The sequence below is a fragment of the Bacteroides sp. RTP21281st1_H5_RTP21281_210402 genome (assembly GCF_040918965.1).
Classification (GTDB): domain Bacteria; phylum Bacteroidota; class Bacteroidia; order Bacteroidales; family Bacteroidaceae; genus Bacteroides; species Bacteroides congonensis.
This window is the reverse complement of record NZ_JBCOWR010000003.1, coordinates 61,289-78,872: the sequence shown is the minus strand read 5'-3', so window position 1 is coordinate 78,872 and position 17,584 is coordinate 61,289. Positions and strand designations below refer to the sequence as shown.

Here is a 17,584-nt window from a genome sequence, read left to right as displayed (position 1 = left end):
TTTTGAATCATTCGATCCGTAGGAAGCACAATTCTAGTTCATATTAAATAGCATTACTAATATGAACAGAAATAAAAAAGGATAGGAATCTATATATTGAAAATATTCCTATCCTTTTTTCATTGTTTTATGTTCAAGCTATATCCAGATGTTCCGAAGAATACAATTTATGAGCTTTCCCATAAAGACAATATCCAATTATAGCCGTAAGAAGTGAATAACCAAAAGAGGGAATCCACCAATAATAGTCTACAAATCTCCAAAGAAAAACAGAGCTTGCTATCCACATTAAAATAACACTCCATACAAACCATTGAGTTACTTTTTGAGTTGAGATAAACTTAGGCAGCATATTATTAGGTACACTTCTATCCGGTTCTCTCATTACTTTTCCATATACAAATATTTCAGATGAAACCGGTGAGATATTGGATGATTGACTTGAAGTTGTTTCAAAGAAATCGACCTCTCTCATTTTCACGATTCGTATCCAACTCTTCATCCATTCATAATGTCCGATAATACTAGCCAGCCAACACATAGAAGCAAACCATCCTAAAGTAATAATCAAAAGTGGTAGCCATATACTATCTAAAAATGAAAAAATAGTTCCACTGCAAGGACTGCATTGAACATTTTCTGATTGCGGTATAATGGTATAAAATGCCACAAACAAAGCGCCAACAAAAATGGCGTAATAGTTAACCCATGTATGATAACGCTGTACATGGAACTGATAGGCTTCAACGACCTTGCCGTATGCGACTTGTTTTTTACAGATTTGGTCGCAAGGATTTGAACTTAAATTTGAGTTACACATAATTATATAGTTTAAAATTCGATTTCTTCAATTAAAGTAAAATATTTCCATTGTGGATTAGTTGAGTACTTGGCTTTCAAGCCTATCGAAACTCCTAAATAACGAGGATACCGTGTCTCACCTGAGTAATAATCAGAGTACCTACCAAAAGCCGTCGCAAAATAATGATTCTTAATCTCATATCCTCTCAACAATGGACAGGTCAAAGCTTTACAAAAGACTTTCGAAAATCTTAATATGTCTCGTGGAAAATTGTCAGATGTCATATAATCCGTAAATGCAAAATAACCTAATTCTTTCACATCTGTTCCAATTGTTAAATATCCGGTAAATCCGATACATCCATTAAAAGCCCAATTGCCAATAGTCTCTACCTTGTCAGGAATAATTAAATTACCAGTAAATCCCGTACATCCTTCAAAAGCATGATCGCCAATACTCTTAACATTTTCTCCAATAGTAATTTTCCCTTTAAAAGAGCTACAACCATGAAAAGCGTAAGTCGGAATATCTGTTAACCCATTTCCTATACTCAATGAACCTGTAAAAGTAGAAGATTGAAATGCAGACCCTTTCATACTTGTTACACTATTCGGTATTACTAAATCTCCTGTTGCTTTGCTACAACCAGCAAAAGCAGCTGTTCCAATACTCTGCACTCCCTCTTCTAACGTCAAAGTCCCGTCAAAAGCAGAATATTCAAAAGCGCGTACTCCAATTGTTACAGTTTTTTGAGGAATTACAATATTCCCTGTTAATTTAGAAGTATTTGCAAAAGCATATTGTCCAATACTTTCTACTGTTTGAGGAATATAAAGAGAAGTTATAGAACTATTATAAAACGCTCTATCTGAAATTGTTTTCAAGTTCAAAGGTAACATCACTGTAGAAACTTTAGAGCCACTAAAAGCACTAGCCGGTATGACAGTATCACTCAATTCTGAAAGATCTACTGTTTTCAAGTTAGACATGGTCTTTAAAAACTCGTAGTCAAAAGTATTCAAATGCCCTGTAATTTTCAATTCTTCTATAATTTTAGCGTCTTCACTATCAATCTGTTGTTCCAAAGTACCTGCCGTAGCCACGTAGATATCTTGGGAACTTCCCCCACGTTGAGTAATCTGTATTGTTTCAGATGTAACTCCCAATTTATCAACCAATTTAATAATCGAGTAACGCAATTGAGTGTTATTATTTTGCTGTACATTGAATATTATCGTTTCATCCCGCATTACTGCACGCGATGTCGGAGCAATAGAAATCCATGTTTTATTTGCTTCTGGAATTTCTATGGTATAATCGATATTAGTGGAAAGTTGTACATTCACTGCACCACCAGTATAAGGAACCGTATAAGAACGGTCGGTGATATTAATCACTCCCTCCACAAAATTGATGGAACGCATGATAGTACGCTCCTCGCCATCGGAAACGAAAACCAATACCTCACTGCTAAGTATCGTTCCCGGTGTAGTCACTTCAATTACTCCGGAAGCATTACCCGAAGATTTTACCACAGCACGGAAACCATCTTGCGCCAAGGCTTTCACTACAGTCTTATCAGTAACACCCGTAATGGTATATTGGATAGGATAAGTCTGATTGGCTAATACCCGTATATCCTCCGTTTCATTGAAAGTGATAGACAGCTTTTTGTGTTTGAGTACGGAGATAATGTTTCCGGCTTGCATCTCCAAATAAACATAATCATCATCTTCCGTCACATTCTTGAAGAAAGCGTCTCCACTTGTTCCATCCGCACCGGTTGCTTTTCCAAGTTTTGTCCAGTTCGAACCATTGTCATAAGATATATACCAATAGCCGTCTTCTTCTATCTTCAATTGCGGAGTAACACCGTCTGTACCATCTTGTCCATCATTTCCATTCGATCCGTCAACACCTTGTGCCTTTATCTTATTACTATTATCATCTTTCATCCAATCCCCATTCAACGTCCAATAATAGATACCGTCGGTATCTTGCTTCACTCCGACAACAGGTGTCACCCCATCCTTGCCATCCAAACCGTCTTGACCATCATTACCGTCTGCCCCATCTTTACCATGATATATAGTTATCGGTTCACGTTTTTCAAAATAAAGTTTATAACCAATCACCTTACCATTTTCATTCAAAGGTACTACATTGGTTATACCATCTTTCTGTTGTAGCACTTCAATGATTGATTGCATAGACGAAATATCAGTATTCATCTGTTCACACAAGCTTTGCAGTTCGCCAAAAGCATACCAAGTCGGCAGTTTTATAACAGTTCCATCCGACAGAGTAAAAGTAACAAAGTCCTGACTGGAAGTGTAATCTATATCACTAAACATACCGTCACCATCCACTCCGTCCTTACCATTTGTTCCGTCTTGACCGTCTTTTCCCGCATCTCCTGTCGCCTGTCCTATATCAGACCATGTGCCACCACCATCAGTTGACAACCACCAACGTCCCTTCTCTATTTTCAATTGAGGAGCTATACCATCTTTCCCATCCGTACCAGAACTACCATCATCTCCATCTTTACCATCAGTACCTACTGCCTTTACTTTATTTCCCGTCTCATCAGTTAACCATTCTCCGTTCAATGTCCAATAGTAAATACCATCAGTATCCATTTTTACGCCGACCACAGGAGTAGAGCCGTCTTCACCGGCAATACCGGCGTCACCCTTATCTCCTTTTTCCCCATGATAAATGGTGATAGGATCTCCCTTTGAGAAAGTAATAGTGTAACCAACCGTCTTGCCACCTTCTGTAACAGGATTTACTTTTGTGATACTTACATTACTTTGCAAAGCTTGTAGTAACGTTTGCAATGCCCCAATGTTTCCATTCATCTGTTTACAGAGTTCTTCAAGTGAAGTTACCCTACCATCCAATTGATGAATACTATCCCATAAATCATCAGTGTTTGTTTTGCAACTATAGAATGAAGTACTTAAAGCTGCAATCATTAAGAAAAAGAATACTGCCTTTTTCATCATAATTATTAGTGTTTTTGTCGCCACCTCAACTCCTTAGCAGTGGTAAGTCTATAAAAAAGTGTGGAGTCGTTAGTTTATCTGTTAGGAGGTTCTGGTAAAACCTTGACATAAATAAACAATACCCCACACTCGTATATATGCAATATAAAATTACACACGACTATACAAGTAATGAGTGTTATTGCTATCCTTATGTCAATTGAAATTTACCAGATTTACACATCATATGCACAGAATGAAAATAACATCCAATAAAGTGATAATATATATGTTGTAAATCAGTATTTTATAAACGTCTTTTTATTTTCGGTTGTTTTCAGAACTTTCAGTAGATTGGTTCTTATTTGGTGCAATTTTGTTTCTCATTTGTTTCTCAAATTCGATACTTATCCGTATATTTGCAGTAGAAAAAATGAGAAAGGAATCCCTATGGCACGAGTTAAGAATCATACAAAAGTCAAAGAGCCGATTCGTCTTCGGATGAAGTCGCTGAGCAATGGCAGCAAGAGCCTGTATCTGGATATATACCGCGACGGAAAGCGGACATATGAATACCTCAAGATGTATATTATCCCGGAAACGGATAGCAACTCCCGCAGGCAGAATCAGGCGACAATGGACGCCGCCAATGCCATCAAGTCGAAGCGTATTATCGAACTGACCAGTAATGAGGCTGGGATTGTGTTCCGTAAGGACAAGACTTTCCTGCTGGATTGGATGCAGGTTTATATGGAGGCTCAAGAGAGTGCCGGTAAGAAAGATGGCAGTCAGATCAAGATTGCCATGCGCATACTGAAAGACTATGCCGGAGAAATGGTCACACTGGATCAGATTGACGGGGACTTCTGTCGTGGCTACATCACTTATCTGCTGACGGAATATCATCCGAAAGGCAAGGACATATCGAACTACACGCTTCACAATTATTACCGTGCGTTGAACGGTGCGTTGAACTCTGCCGTCAGGAAGAAAAAGATGAAGGCCAACCCTTTCAACGAACTTGAGAAGTCGGAGAAAATCCGCAAGCCGGAGAGTATGCGGTCGTACATGACCATCGAAGAGGTACAGGCGTTAATTGATACTCCTATGCCCCACGAGGAATACGAGATCGTAAAATGCGCATATCTGTTCTCCTGCTTCTGCGGATTACGCATCAGCGATATAATCAAGCTGAAATGGAGTGACGTGTTCGTTGACCGGGGACAGTACCGTTTGGCCGTGTCCATGAAAAAGACCAAAGAGCCTATTTACCTGCCCCTCTCTCCTGAAGCATTGAAGTGGATGCCGGAACGTGGGGGCAAATCATCAGAAGATAATGTGTTCGACCTGCCGTCCGCCAATACAATCAGGATGCAGCTCAAACCTTGGGCGAAAGCAGCCGGAATCTCTAAGCGGTTCTCCTATCACACCAGCCGGCATACGTTTGCCACCATGATGCTGACGCTCGGAGCGGACTTATATACCGTCTCGAAGCTGCTCGGTCATGCCGATGTGAAAATGACACAGGTGTATGCCAAGATTATCAATAAGAAAAAGGACGAGGCTGTGAATCTTGTAAACGGTTTGTTTCACTAATTGAAGGCATTATGTGGTCCATGTCTAATTTACAAACATCTATTTACGGCATTTCTTCGGTTGTAAATGCAACCGAAGTTAATGCTTTCATCACATATTATAAACTCAAAAAGGTAAATCGACATGAAAAGACCTGAAGACGGCCTTCTCTCTTTTTGGAGGAAGCCAACACCTGCAGCACTTCGCTGCGGACAAGGATGTGGCGAATGAACTTTTCGCCCTGCTTACCGAAGCAAAAACAGTTTATCTCCACGATGTTGTGTTGGGTGGTAAACAGTACCACCGCTATGTGGACGATTTCGTAAACGGACACCGGTACATAGACTGTGACCATGCGGCCTGCCGGAACTGCCACGAAATGAACATCCACATTGTCAAGGGGCTGCTGACCGAGTGCGCCAGTTCCGTCCAGCCCTGCTTTGCCGCACCGGATTTCACGTTTAATGAGTGCATGAAGTTGAAACGGATGTATGACACCTCGGAATCGTTGTCTCCGCTTGGTCCACCCCGTATCAACCGACCTGCGGCTCTCTCTCTTTCTTTTGGTTGTGATTTTACCCCGGAACAGATGGAAGGTATAGTGGCTTGCGCCAATACTTATCATCTGTTCTGTGTTTCTGTACGCATTGAAGACATGGAGGCTCTCTTCGCCTGCAAGAAGGGTTTTTCCATCCGCGTGAACAATATCCGCCGTGTGGTAATCCTGTTCGATGCGCTTCTTGAAAACTCGTTCATCCAATCTCGGTGGCAGAATGTTCTCGGCAAGGGTGCATTCCTGCAGTCCAAGGACGGGACACGCTCCGTTTCGGTGTCAACCCTGTCTTCCGCGCTGTCATCCATCAAGAACAACATGACATCGGTCGCATACAGCATCCGAAAGGTCATTGATCGGCTGAAAGAATGACAGAAAGTGACAAGAAGCGAAGTATGTGAAAGGTAAAAGCATGAGAGTTACAATGACACGTGCATAGTATCATTCCCCAAATCACGACATCTTCGTTTACAGGACATACCTTTGACCTCCGTTAGCGCGCTGCATAACGGAGGTTTCATCTCCATTGTCAAAAATCAAACTGTGTTATTATGCCGAATAGAATGACATTCATGGAGCGGATGAGCGGACGGCTCGCCGCCATTGAATCGGTACTGAAGAAATTGGAACCGGTCGAAAGTCTCTTGGAGCGTATTACGCTGCTGGAAAATACCATCTTCACGACCAAGAGAGTTTTCACATTTCAGGAAGCCTGCATGTATATCGGGGTTTCTGAAAGTATGCTGTACAAGCTCACATCGAGCAAGGAGATACCGCACTACAAACCGCGCGGTAAAATGGTCTATTTCGCCAAGGAGGAATTGGACGAATGGCTGTTGCAGAATTATGAACCTACCATGAACGAGGCTGTGCGCAGGGTGACGGAAGCCGCTGCCACAGAACCGTTCCTTAACAAGAGACGCTATGGAAAACGAAAGAAGGATTGACCGCACAACCAGCATGGGGATGGATGAACACCGCCTGTCGGACATCCTCCATGCCTCGCAAATCAAGGCGACGGACATTTATGAGACCCCTCCGCAAATCATCTGGATAGATAACTCAACGATTGCCACGCTCGGCAATTTCAGTGCATCGACCGGCAAGGCGAAATCGAAAAAGACGTTCAACGTCTCTGCGCTTGTCGCCGCATCATTGGCGGGGAAACAAGTATTGAATTACCGTGCACATCTGCCCGAAGGCAAACAGCGTATTCTGTACGTCGATACGGAACAGAGCCGTTTCCATTGCCGCTCGGTATTGGAGCGTATATTGCGGCTGGCCGGGTTGCCCACGACGACCGATCCGGAGAATCTCGATTTTTTCTGCCTGCGTGAATATTCGCCGTCAGTGCGTATCGAGGTCATCGACTATGCGCTGCGCCAACAGAAAGGCTACGGACTGGTCATCATCGACGGCATTCGCGACCTGATGCTCGACATCAATAATGCCGGTGAATCGGTGGAAGTCATCAACCGGATGATGGAATGGTCTTCGAAATACGACCTGCACATCCACTGTGTGCTTCATTTGAACAAAGGGGACAACAACGTGCGCGGACATATCGGAACGGAAATGAGCAACAAGGCGGAGACCGTGCTGGTCATCAGCAAGAGCAACGAGAATCCCGGCATCAGCGAAGTCCATGCGCTCCATATCCGGGAAAAAGAGTTCAAGCCGTTTGCATTTACCATCAATGAAACAGGACTGCCCGTCATTGCGGAAGTACACTCGTTTGGCGAGCCCCCGAAGCCCAAAGCAAGAACGGGGTTTACGGAGCTGAGCATCGAACAGCACCGCGAAGCTCTCTCCGCCGCATTCGGGGAAAAGCCCATCCGGGGATTCGACAACCTGCTGCAGAGCCTGATGGTCTCCTACGAGGCAATCGGGTTCAAACGCGGCCGGAGTGTCATGATAAAACTGATGCAATACCTGATAGACAACCTCAAGCTCATCATCAAACGGGACAAGTTGTTCTATTACGACATGACGCCTACCGAGGCCATGCTTTTTAATGAAGAATGAAGTCGTGCGCGGGCTTATATCATTTAGTTTACTTTAGTATTTATATATATAGGGGAAAAACTAAACTAAACCTTTTTTTGAAATCAAGAGAAAGAAAAATAGATGACCATAGCAGAAGCAAAACAAGTACGCATCGTGGATTTTCTGGCACAGCTCGGCCACCATGCACAGCATATAAAATCGGAACAATACTGGTACTTCTCACCGTTACGGAACGAGCGTACCCCGTCGTTCAAGGTAAATGACCGAATCAATGAATGGTACGATTTCGGCGAGGCGACCGGTGGCGACTTGGTGGAACTGACAAAAAACATTTGCCGGACGGACAGCGTGAGCGAGGCATTGGCGTATATCGAGAGGCTTGTGAATGGCGCATCTCTACCGAGAACCCGTATGCCGACCGCTCCACCCCGACCGGTGGAGGCTGAAATGAAAGACGTGATCGTGATTCCACTCCGCCATCACGCCCTGTTCTCTTACCTCCAATCCCGGCTTATCGACGCGGACATCGGCCGTATGTATTGCAAGGAGGTGCATTATGAGCTGCGAGGCCGTCATTACTTCGCTCTCGCATTCGGCAATATATCCGGTGGTTACGAGGTGCGCAACGCCTATTACAAGGGATGCCTGAACAACAAGGACATCTCATTGATAAGACATCTGACAGAAGAGACACAGGAAAATGTCTGTGTTTTCGAGGGCTTCATGGATTTCCTTTCCTATATGACACTGAAACTGGCAGGCGACCGGACGGTCTGTCTTGCCATACCATGCGACTACCTCGTGATGAACTCGGTAAACAACTTGAAAAAGACGCTGGCACGTTTACAGGAATATTCGGTCATCCACTGTTATCTCGACAATGACCTTGCCGGGCAGAGAACCACAGAGACCATTGCCGGGATGTATGATGGACGTGTCAGCGATGAATCCTGCCACTATGCGGAATACAAAGACCTGAACGATTACCTGCGCGGAAAGAAACGCTGATATTCTGTGTTCTCCTTTGCCACCTAAAGCTCTCCACCACGAGAGCTTTTTTTATGCCCCGATTTCTCCATTTCCCTCCATAGAGACTGCAATATAGTACGATTTAATAGTTCGATTTTTGGAAATTACATAAATCTCATTAACGAAATAGATGTTTAATGCTCAATTATTTTATGGTTTTATATTTCGTGCGTTTCTTTGCAAAATCATACTAATACAAATTTTAATATTCATACTAAATACATGAACTCATATTTCATTTTTGCCATCGTCCTGACGGTTGCCTACATCATTTACTACGCCGTCATCATAGCGCATGACATCTACGGGAAAAAGGGGACGGACAAACCGAACGAGGAAGTTTTCGACCTCGGCGCACCGGAAGAGGAAGAGAGTGTGGCTGTCACGGAAAGCGAGACCGGCTTCAGTATCGGTAGCGAGAACTACGAGACGGAAAGTACGGCTACCTCTTCCGAAACATCCCTTGAGGATGTCAAGGACAAACCGGGAACGGCGCAGGAGAAACTGGAACGGCTGAAGGCCGAGGCGGAGGAACAGATGGAAGAGACCACGCCTTACCTGTCGGACGCACGCACGTCGGAGGAGATGTACAAGGCTATGATTTCCAAGGGACGGTTAGACAACCGACCGGAAATAAAGTGGAACCCAATTCAAGACCGGTTGTGAGATGTCGAAAGCTAAAAAGATTCTATGTGCGCTGTGCCTCCCGTTCCCCTACACGACTTTTGCCAAAAGCGGCAGCGTGAACTATAGCTGGGGAGCGGATGCGTTGGCCACGATGCACGACTTCGTGGTGACGATGATGCTCTATGTCCAGTATATCTGTTGCGCTATCGCCGGAGTTTACGTCATCGTGTCCGTCTGTCAGATATACATCAAGATGAACACGGGCGAGGACGGCATCACCAAGTCGATAATGACGCTTGTAGGTGCGTGCCTGTTCCTGATCGGGGCATTCTATGTTTTCCCGGTTTTCTTCGGCTACCGCATATAACCTTACTTGTATCAGGTCGCAGACAAATAAAGTATTCACTAAAAAAGTAAACGTATGTTTCAGAAAACCAAACAACTGTGCCGCAAGGCATTCGGATTCGTCAACGGAATCCCTACCAAAGTAATGATGTTCTCCTTCATGCTGCTGTCCGGCATGGTGGCGAAAGCGCAGAACTCCGCAGGCGACTATTCCGCCGGTACGAGCGCATTATCCACTGTCGCGGAGGAGATTGCCAAGTATGTGCCTATTATGGTGAAATTGTGCTACGCCATTGCCGGCGTTGTGGCCATCGTGGGTGCAATCTCGGTATATATCGCCATGAACAACGAGGAGCAGGACGTCAAGAAGAAGATCATGATGGTCGTGGGAGCCTGTATCTTCCTCATTGCGGCGGCCAAGGCGTTGCCTCTGTTCTTCGGTATTGCCGCTTAAACATCAAGGATAAGTATGAAAGGCAAGGACGAACGCTATCCGGACTACCCGCTGTTCAAGGGACTGCAACGGCCTCTTGAGTTTTTGGGCATCCAAGGCCGGTATATATATTGGGCGGCGGTGACGACGTGCGGAGCCATTGTCGGCTTTGTCGCCGCCTACTGCCTACTCGGTTTCATTGCCGGGCTTGTCGTGCTGGCAGCCACCGTAGCAGTTGGTATCGTGCTCATCCTCCTCAAACAGCGGAAAGGACTGCATAGCAAGAAGGTCGCTCCGGGTGTGTATGTGTATGCCCACTCGCGCAAGATCTGACGAAAGAAAAACCATCACGGCAATGTGCATGGCTTTATTGATTGTTGAACGCGGGCGGGTTTGTCTTGAAGCAAGGCGAACCTGCCCCTATTTAATTACACGTATATCGAAATGACCCTATACATCATTTTATGTTTTGTCGCTTTGTGCGCTGGTATGGCCTTGTCGGTTTATGCGTTCGGTACGGGCGGCAAGCGCAAGAGAATCTTTCAGGACATCTATTTCTCGGCGGAGGAAACGGACGGTGTGGGTGTGCTGTATACCAAGACCGGCGAATACTCCGCCGTACTTAAGATAGAGAATCCGGTACAGAAATATTCGGCGGACATTGACAGTTACTACGACTTCACGCACCTGTTCACCGCCCTTGCGCAGACGTTGGGCGAAGGGTACGCCATCCACAAGCAAGACATCTTCGTCCGGAAACAGTTTGCAAGCGAACCGGCTGACGGACAGGAGTTCCTGTCTTCATCCTATTTCCGTTATTTCAAGGGACGTCCCTACACGGACAGCCTTTGCTACCTGACCATCACGCAAGAGGCGAAGAAAAGCCGTCTGTTCTCGTTCGATAGCAAAAAGTGGCGCGACTTCCTTGTGAAAATCCGCAAAGTACACGACCAGTTGCGTGACGGCGGCGTACAGGCCAGATTCCTGAACAAAGCCGAAGCGAGCGAGTACGTCGATCGTTACTTCGCCATGAACTTCAAAGACCGCACCGTGTCGATGACGAACTTCAAGGCGGACGATGAAACCGTGTCGATGGGCGACAAACGCTGCAAGGTGTATAGCCTCGTGGACGTGGACTGTGCAGCACTGCCCTCACTGGTACGTCCGTACACGAATATCGAGGTCAACAACACGGAAATGCCTGTCGATTTGGTGTCGGTGGTGGACAGCATCCCGAACGCCGAGACGGTAGTCTATAACCAAATCATCTTCCTGCCCAACCAGAAGCGTGAGTTGTCGCTGCTCGACAAAAAGAAGAACCGCCACGCGAGCATTCCCAATCCGAACAACCAGATGGCTGTCGAGGACATCAAGCGTGTACAAGAAGTCATCGCCCGTGAGAGCAAGCAACTGGTATATACACACTTCAACATGGTGGTGGCCGTGTCTGCCGGTGCAGACCTGCAAAAGTGTACGAACCATCTGGAAAACGCATTCGGACGCATGGGCATCCATATCAGCAAGCGGGCGTACAACCAACTGGAGCTGTTCGTCGGTTCGTTTCCGGGCAACTGCTACACGCTCAATGAGGAATACGACCGTTTCCTGACCCTTTCCGATGCGGCGATGTGCCTGATGTACAAGGAGCGTGTGCTGCACAGTGAGGAAACACCGCTGAAGATTTACTACACCGACCGTCAGGGCGTGCCGGTGGCTATCGACATCACGGGAAAAGAGGGAAAGAATAAACTGACTGATAATTCCAATTTTTTCTGTTTGGGGCCATCGGGTAGTGGCAAGAGCTTTCATATCAACTCGGTCGTGCGCCAGCTCCATGAGCAGGGAACGGATGTGGTCATGGTCGATACGGGAAACTCATACGAGGGACTGTGCGAGTATCTGGGCGGCAAGTATATCTCCTATACCGAGGAACGGCCTATCACGATGAATCCGTTTCGCATCAACCGGGAGGAATACAACATCGAGAAGATAGACTTCCTCAAGAACCTTATCCTGATGATTTGGAAAGGGGCGGACAGCCAGATTCCCGAAATCGAGTTCCGCATTGTCGAGCAGATAATCATAGACTACTATGATGCCTATTTCAACGGATTTACAAGATACACCGACGAGCAACGGGAGGTACTGCTGAAAAACCTGTTTGCGGCGGCCAGCCGAAAGAACCCAAACAAACCACCCAGAGAGGTGGATGAGATGGTGCGCAAACAGATAGAGGTGCTTGAGGCACGGCGGGCGGCTCTCAAAGTGTCGGAACTGAACTTCAACTCATTCTTTGACTACTCATTCGACCGTCTGGAGCAGATCTGCACCGAAAATGACATCACGACAATCAGCTACTCGACCTATTCGACCATGCTGCAGCCGTTCTACAAGGGAGGCGCATATGAGAAGATTCTCAATGAGAATGTGGATTCGGCACTGTTTGACGAGACATTCATCGTCTTTGAAGTGGATGCAATCAAGGAAAACAAGAAACTGTTTCCCATTGTCACACTGATTATCATGGACGTGTTCCTGCAGAAAATGCGCATCAAGAAGACCCGTAAAGTCCTTGTCATCGAAGAGGCGTGGAAGGCCATTGCCAGCCCGCTCATGGCGGAATACATCAAGTTCATGTACAAGACCGCCCGTAAGTTTTGGGCTTCTGTCGGCGTGGTGACGCAGGAGATACAGGACATCATCGGCAGCGAAATCGTGAAGGAGGCCATCATCAACAACTCGGACGTGGTGATGCTGCTTGACCAGAGCAAGTTCAAGGAACGCTTTGACGAAATCCGAAAGATTCTTGGTCTGACCGAGGTGGATTGCAAGAAGATATTTACCATCAACCGCTTGGAGAACAAGGATGGGCGCAGCTTCTTCCGCGAAGTGTTTATCCGTCGGGGGACGACCAGCGGCGTGTACGGCGTGGAAGAGCCGCACGAGTGCTACATGACCTACACGACCGAACGGGCGGAAAAGGAGGCACTGAAGCTTTACAAGAAGGAACTTCGGTGCAGCCATCAGGAAGCTATCGAGGCATATTGCCGGGACTGGGATGCCAGCGGTATCGGGAAGGCCCTGCCTTTTGCACAAAAAGTAAACGAGACGGGGCGTGTGCTCAACCTCCGTCCCGTGCATGAATCCAAATAAACATTGCAGCCATGAAACGACTACTCCTTATCCTGACCATCGCCTCGGTCACACTCTGCCAGACGGTTCACGCCCAGTATTACAGCGTGAACTACGACACCCGTACCGTTGCGGCGATGGTGGCTGCCTTCGGTACGGAAGCGGTCGCCGAAGGGTACTACCGGGAGCAGGTCGATGACGTCCTCAAGCACTACACGGCAGCGGAGGTCGCTACCGCCGGGATATTCGCGGCCAAGTTCTTGGAGCATAAAGCCCTGAGCGACCTCGGCATCTGGAACAGCCGTACGGAAAACTACTACTACCGGCGCATCTACCGGATGGTGGCGGAGAAAATCATGCCCAAGATATGGGTGGTGGCGAAGCAGATGCTCCATTCGCCGCAAACGGCTATCTATTGGGGCAGTTACCTGATGAAAGTCTGCGATGATACCAAAAGTCTGTGTATGCAGTTCGAGAGCGTGGTGACCAACAGCACGCTGACCTTTTCGGACATCGCCTTTCTCGAAATCAATCCGGAAATTGCCCCCTTGCTGAAACTCTCCGAAACGGGAAACATCGACTGGCAGCGGATGATGGACAACTTCGCCCGCATACCGGGCAACTTCACCCACGAGAACCTGAAAAGCGACCTCGACAACCTTTATAACACGGGGGTCGGCCTTGCAACGGCAGGCATTGCCAATCTTGGTGACGCCCTGTTGCAAAGCAGCTCGTTCCATGACCTGCTGGGTGGAAAGGTTGAAGAAATCGGCAACCTGTATGAACACTACGGGAGTCTATTCGAGCAGGCGGAACATGACATCAGCGGCTTGCTGATTGACATGGTGGGTGGTCCGGACAACGTGGCCGGTCTGTTCAACTTCAGCAACTACAACCTCACGGCATGGATGACCGACTACCTGGACGAAGCGATGGGGAACTATTACACGCAGCGGTGGTACATTGCCCGGCGTGACCAAGGGAGCGTATCGCTGTGCGACTACTATCCTCCGACGGACGACAACAGCATCCTGAACGGGGGCGCATGGGTGCGGTTCAACACGAGCGACCCGAATTTCTATCCTGATGCCTCGCAACGGGAACAGGTACTTGCCAACTCGGAAGGATATGCCGGTTGGTCAAGAAACCGCGTGCAGCAGTTGAACAACCAGAACGACGGGTTCAGCTACAGCATCAACTATTGGATGAGTGCCTATATCATCAGCAAGAAAAACAAGCAGACCAAAAAGGCATACGCATACGAAATCCATGTGAGCAAAAACTGGAACAAAGAAGAGGTCGTCTATGAGGAAGTCTTCGATTCCTACTCGATGGACTTGAACACGTTTCGGGCGCAACTGAATGTCCGGCTTGCGGAGTTCAACGAGAACGAGGACGGCTACACCTATTATATATCTTCCGGTGCGCGGAACTATTACCAAGCAACGGACGCAGCCAAATTGAAGGGATGCGAGAGCGTGACCATCAGCGTGACCTGTTCCGACGGGGTTACGCTCGGACAAGGCTCGACACAGTACAAGTGCCGCAAGTGCGGCAGCTCGTTGAATGCCCACACCAAGGAGTGCGCCATGCAGACCTCGGTGACGGAAAACGACCTCGACCTTTCGGAACTGGACGCGCTATTGAACGAGGCGAACAGCCAAGCGGCCAATATTGAAGCGCAAATCGGGGCATTGGAAAACGAGAACGCTGTCCTGCTGAAGAAAATCAGTACGGCGAGCATTGAGGATGCGGCGAATTACCGGCAGCAGTACAACGCGAACAAGACACGGATAGACCGTCTGAAAGGAGAACTCGCGGAATGGAAGAAGAAACAGTCCGACTATGCCCAAGCAAAGTCGGATGCCGCAGACGACAACAGCGTGGCGACGGATGACTATTACCGCATCCCTGCCATCATGCAGGACTGCAAGGCGGCATACGGTCTTACTTGGCAGGACGGCGGAGCATGGAACGGCTACTCGTATGTACGCAAGGCGACCATGCCGAATATCAACGGTATCATCACATTCAGGGCTACGGTCTCCATTGCCCGCAAGCCGAAATATTTTCTCGGCATAAAAATACACCGTACCATTATCCAAATCAAGTGGGAACTCACTTCGGAATATACGGACACACACGTCGCTGACGTGCTGACCCTTGATCCGGGACTTTCGGATGCGGAAAAGGCTAAACTGGTAAACGACCGGATAGCCGAAATCGCCCGTGAACATCCGTCCTGTAAAATCACGACGGAATACGCCCGCAGCGCACCGACGGAAGAAACGCCATCAGGCGACGTGTACCATCTGCTGTGGTCAAGCGACCGCCTTGAGATAGCGCGAGAGGTGGACAGCAGAATCACCAAGATATATGCCGACTTGGTATCGCTGGAAAAGATGATGCACTACAAGCGGAGCATCCTTGACGTGATGAAGGATGTGCAGCTCGGACTGGACACGGACGAAGGCCGTAGGCTGACACTCGTGGAGGAATGCCATGACCGCTGGGTGGAGAATGCACGGACGCTTCGGAGCGGCAACAGCAGGAATAGCAGAAAGGAGGTACGGCCATGAAACGTACCATACAGATTGCCGTCGTGCTGTTCGCCCTGCTGCCCGGTATCGCCAAGGCGCAGTGGACTTTCGATATAGTCTCCGTCGAAGCCTACATCAACGACCACAAGAAGCAGCGCAGCCTGCTGTTGGCTCGTAGCACCTTGGAGTACAGCAACAAGCTGTTGCACGAGTACAGCTGTAAAGAAATTGGGGACTATAAAGAGTTGAATATTGACCTTGACAAATACACCCGTGCGTTCGATGCCATCGACGTCATGTACCAGTCGTTGCGCACGGTGTTGAACGTCAAGAATACCTATACATCGGTCAGCGACCGTATCGGCGACTATAAATCGTTGTTGGAGGATTTCAATGCGAAGATCTTGAAACGTGGACGCATCGAATCCGCAGATACCCTGATTATCTCCATCAATGCGAGGGGGCTGAGGGCGATTGCCCGTGAGGGGGAACAGCTCTACAAGTCCGTGAGCGACCTCGTGCTGTATGCCACCGGAGCGGCAGCCTGCTCGACCTCCGACCTGCTGATGGTGTTGGAGGCCATCAACCGCTCATTGGACAACATCGAGCGGCATCTGAACCGGGCCTATTTCGAGACATGGCGGTACATTCAAGTGCGCATCGGCTATTGGAAAGCAAAGGTATATCGCTCCCGCACCATGCGGGAGATTCTCGATGACGCCTTCGGGCGTTGGCGCGGAGCCGGAAGACTGGATTATTAACGACAAAAAGAGAAGAATATGAACAGAAAACTATTACTCATGGCAGTGGCGGTCACCGTAACGACAGCCGTACACGCACAGTATGTAACGTACAACCATGATTCGCCGAAGCAGAATCAGGTAACGGTCATGGAAACCGGTACGGGCGCACTCTCGCCCGACCTCTATTATTCCGTGCTGCACAACAAATACAAGAAGTCGGCGGCGGCCAAAAACAAGCTCTCGTTCCGCACACTTGCCGGTATCAATCTCTACAACCAGGTGGACGAAGCGGAAGCCATTGATTCGGCTTTGGTCAAGCGGGCGAAGGTCGAGGCGTTGAACGTTGCCGACCGGCAGGCGGACATCGCGTGGCTTGCCGAGGGCGATAAGGTCAGCAGACAGATGGACCGGTTCCGGCGCAACATCGACCGTATTCTCCTGTCCGGCGGTACTCCGGCCGACAAGGAACGGTGGACGGAATACTACCACGTCTATCAGTGCGCCATCAACGCCACGAAAGACGCCTATATGCCAAACGCCCAGCGAAAGAAGGAGTATCTGCGCATCTACGAGGATGTGGCACGGCAGAACGAGATTTTAGTGAGCTACCTCGCCAAGCGTCAGAACGCAACGGCAACAAGCACACTGCTGAACGCAACGGACAACCGTACCCTGCATAAGGGCGGCATTGTCCGCAATGCCATGAGCCGGTGGCAGGAATCACGCCTTGCGGTGCGTGGCTCGCAATCGGGCGGCAACGGAAACGGCGAAGATGACAACGAGAGTGTAAACAGAGGGAAATAAAAAG

General features: G+C 47.9%; 15 protein-coding genes. 13 read left to right on the top strand and 2 right to left on the bottom strand.

Going from position 1 to position 17,584, the window contains the following annotated elements:
* Positions 1–133: 133 nt before the first annotated feature.
* Positions 134–820 (bottom strand): hypothetical protein, encoded by a 687-nt coding sequence (locus AB5443_RS05895; protein WP_277135727.1) that lies wholly within the window; start codon positions 818–820, stop codon positions 134–136.
* Between the two features lie 11 nt (positions 821–831).
* Entirely contained in the window at positions 832–3,783 is a 2,952-nt protein-coding gene (locus AB5443_RS05890; RefSeq protein ID WP_368114374.1) for a leucine-rich repeat protein, read from the bottom strand.
* Between the two features lie 459 nt (positions 3,784–4,242).
* On the opposite strand from AB5443_RS05890, the gene AB5443_RS05885 reads away from it, so the two are divergent.
* The 13 genes from AB5443_RS05885 (at position 4,243) to AB5443_RS05825 (ending at position 17,580) form a co-directional block, all read left to right on the top strand.
* Positions 4,243–5,388, top strand: coding sequence for a site-specific integrase (locus AB5443_RS05885; protein ID WP_008782506.1), 1,146 nt, complete (start codon positions 4,243–4,245; stop codon positions 5,386–5,388).
* Between the two features lie 199 nt (positions 5,389–5,587).
* Entirely contained in the window at positions 5,588–6,292 is a 705-nt protein-coding gene (locus tag AB5443_RS05880; protein WP_008782505.1) for a hypothetical protein, read from the top strand.
* Between the two features lie 179 nt (positions 6,293–6,471).
* A complete protein-coding gene (locus AB5443_RS05875) occupies positions 6,472–6,867 on the top strand; it encodes a helix-turn-helix domain-containing protein (RefSeq protein WP_004320431.1) in 396 nt (131 codons plus the stop codon).
* Positions 6,845–7,945, top strand: coding sequence for an AAA family ATPase (locus AB5443_RS05870; protein WP_008782504.1), 1,101 nt, complete (start codon positions 6,845–6,847; stop codon positions 7,943–7,945). Before AB5443_RS05875 ends, AB5443_RS05870 begins: the two co-directional genes overlap by 23 nt.
* Before the next feature lie 102 nt (positions 7,946–8,047).
* Positions 8,048–8,935: a toprim domain-containing protein gene (locus tag AB5443_RS05865; protein WP_008782503.1), complete on the top strand. Its 888-nt coding sequence runs from the start codon at positions 8,048–8,050 to the stop codon at positions 8,933–8,935.
* Between the two features lie 243 nt (positions 8,936–9,178).
* A complete protein-coding gene (locus AB5443_RS05860) occupies positions 9,179–9,622 on the top strand; it encodes a hypothetical protein (protein WP_004320438.1) in 444 nt (147 codons plus the stop codon).
* Between the two features lies 1 nt (position 9,623).
* Positions 9,624–9,950, top strand: a complete 327-nt coding sequence (locus AB5443_RS05855; protein ID WP_005679963.1) for a DUF4134 domain-containing protein — start codon at positions 9,624–9,626, stop codon at positions 9,948–9,950.
* A 54-nt stretch (positions 9,951–10,004) separates the two neighbouring features.
* Entirely contained in the window at positions 10,005–10,382 is a 378-nt protein-coding gene (locus tag AB5443_RS05850; RefSeq protein ID WP_004320444.1) for a DUF4134 domain-containing protein, read from the top strand.
* Positions 10,383–10,397: 15 nt separating this feature from the next.
* Positions 10,398–10,694 (top strand): hypothetical protein, encoded by a 297-nt coding sequence (locus tag AB5443_RS05845; protein ID WP_008782500.1) that lies wholly within the window; start codon positions 10,398–10,400, stop codon positions 10,692–10,694.
* Positions 10,695–10,805: 111 nt separating this feature from the next.
* On the top strand, positions 10,806–13,514 hold the full coding sequence (locus AB5443_RS05840) for a conjugal transfer protein TraG (RefSeq protein WP_008782499.1): 2,709 nt from the start codon (positions 10,806–10,808) through the stop codon (positions 13,512–13,514).
* A gap of 11 nt (positions 13,515–13,525) precedes the next feature.
* Positions 13,526–16,072, top strand: a complete 2,547-nt coding sequence (locus tag AB5443_RS05835) for a hypothetical protein (protein WP_234440117.1) — start codon at positions 13,526–13,528, stop codon at positions 16,070–16,072.
* Positions 16,069–16,794, top strand: coding sequence for a hypothetical protein (locus AB5443_RS05830; RefSeq protein ID WP_004320452.1), 726 nt, complete (start codon positions 16,069–16,071; stop codon positions 16,792–16,794). The genes AB5443_RS05835 and AB5443_RS05830 overlap by 4 nt, the downstream gene beginning before the upstream one ends.
* Before the next feature lie 18 nt (positions 16,795–16,812).
* The gene (locus tag AB5443_RS05825) at positions 16,813–17,580 is read left to right on the top strand and encodes a DUF5045 domain-containing protein (protein ID WP_004320453.1); all 768 of its coding nucleotides are present in this window, start codon (positions 16,813–16,815) and stop codon (positions 17,578–17,580) included.
* Positions 17,581–17,584: the final 4 nt, after the last annotated feature.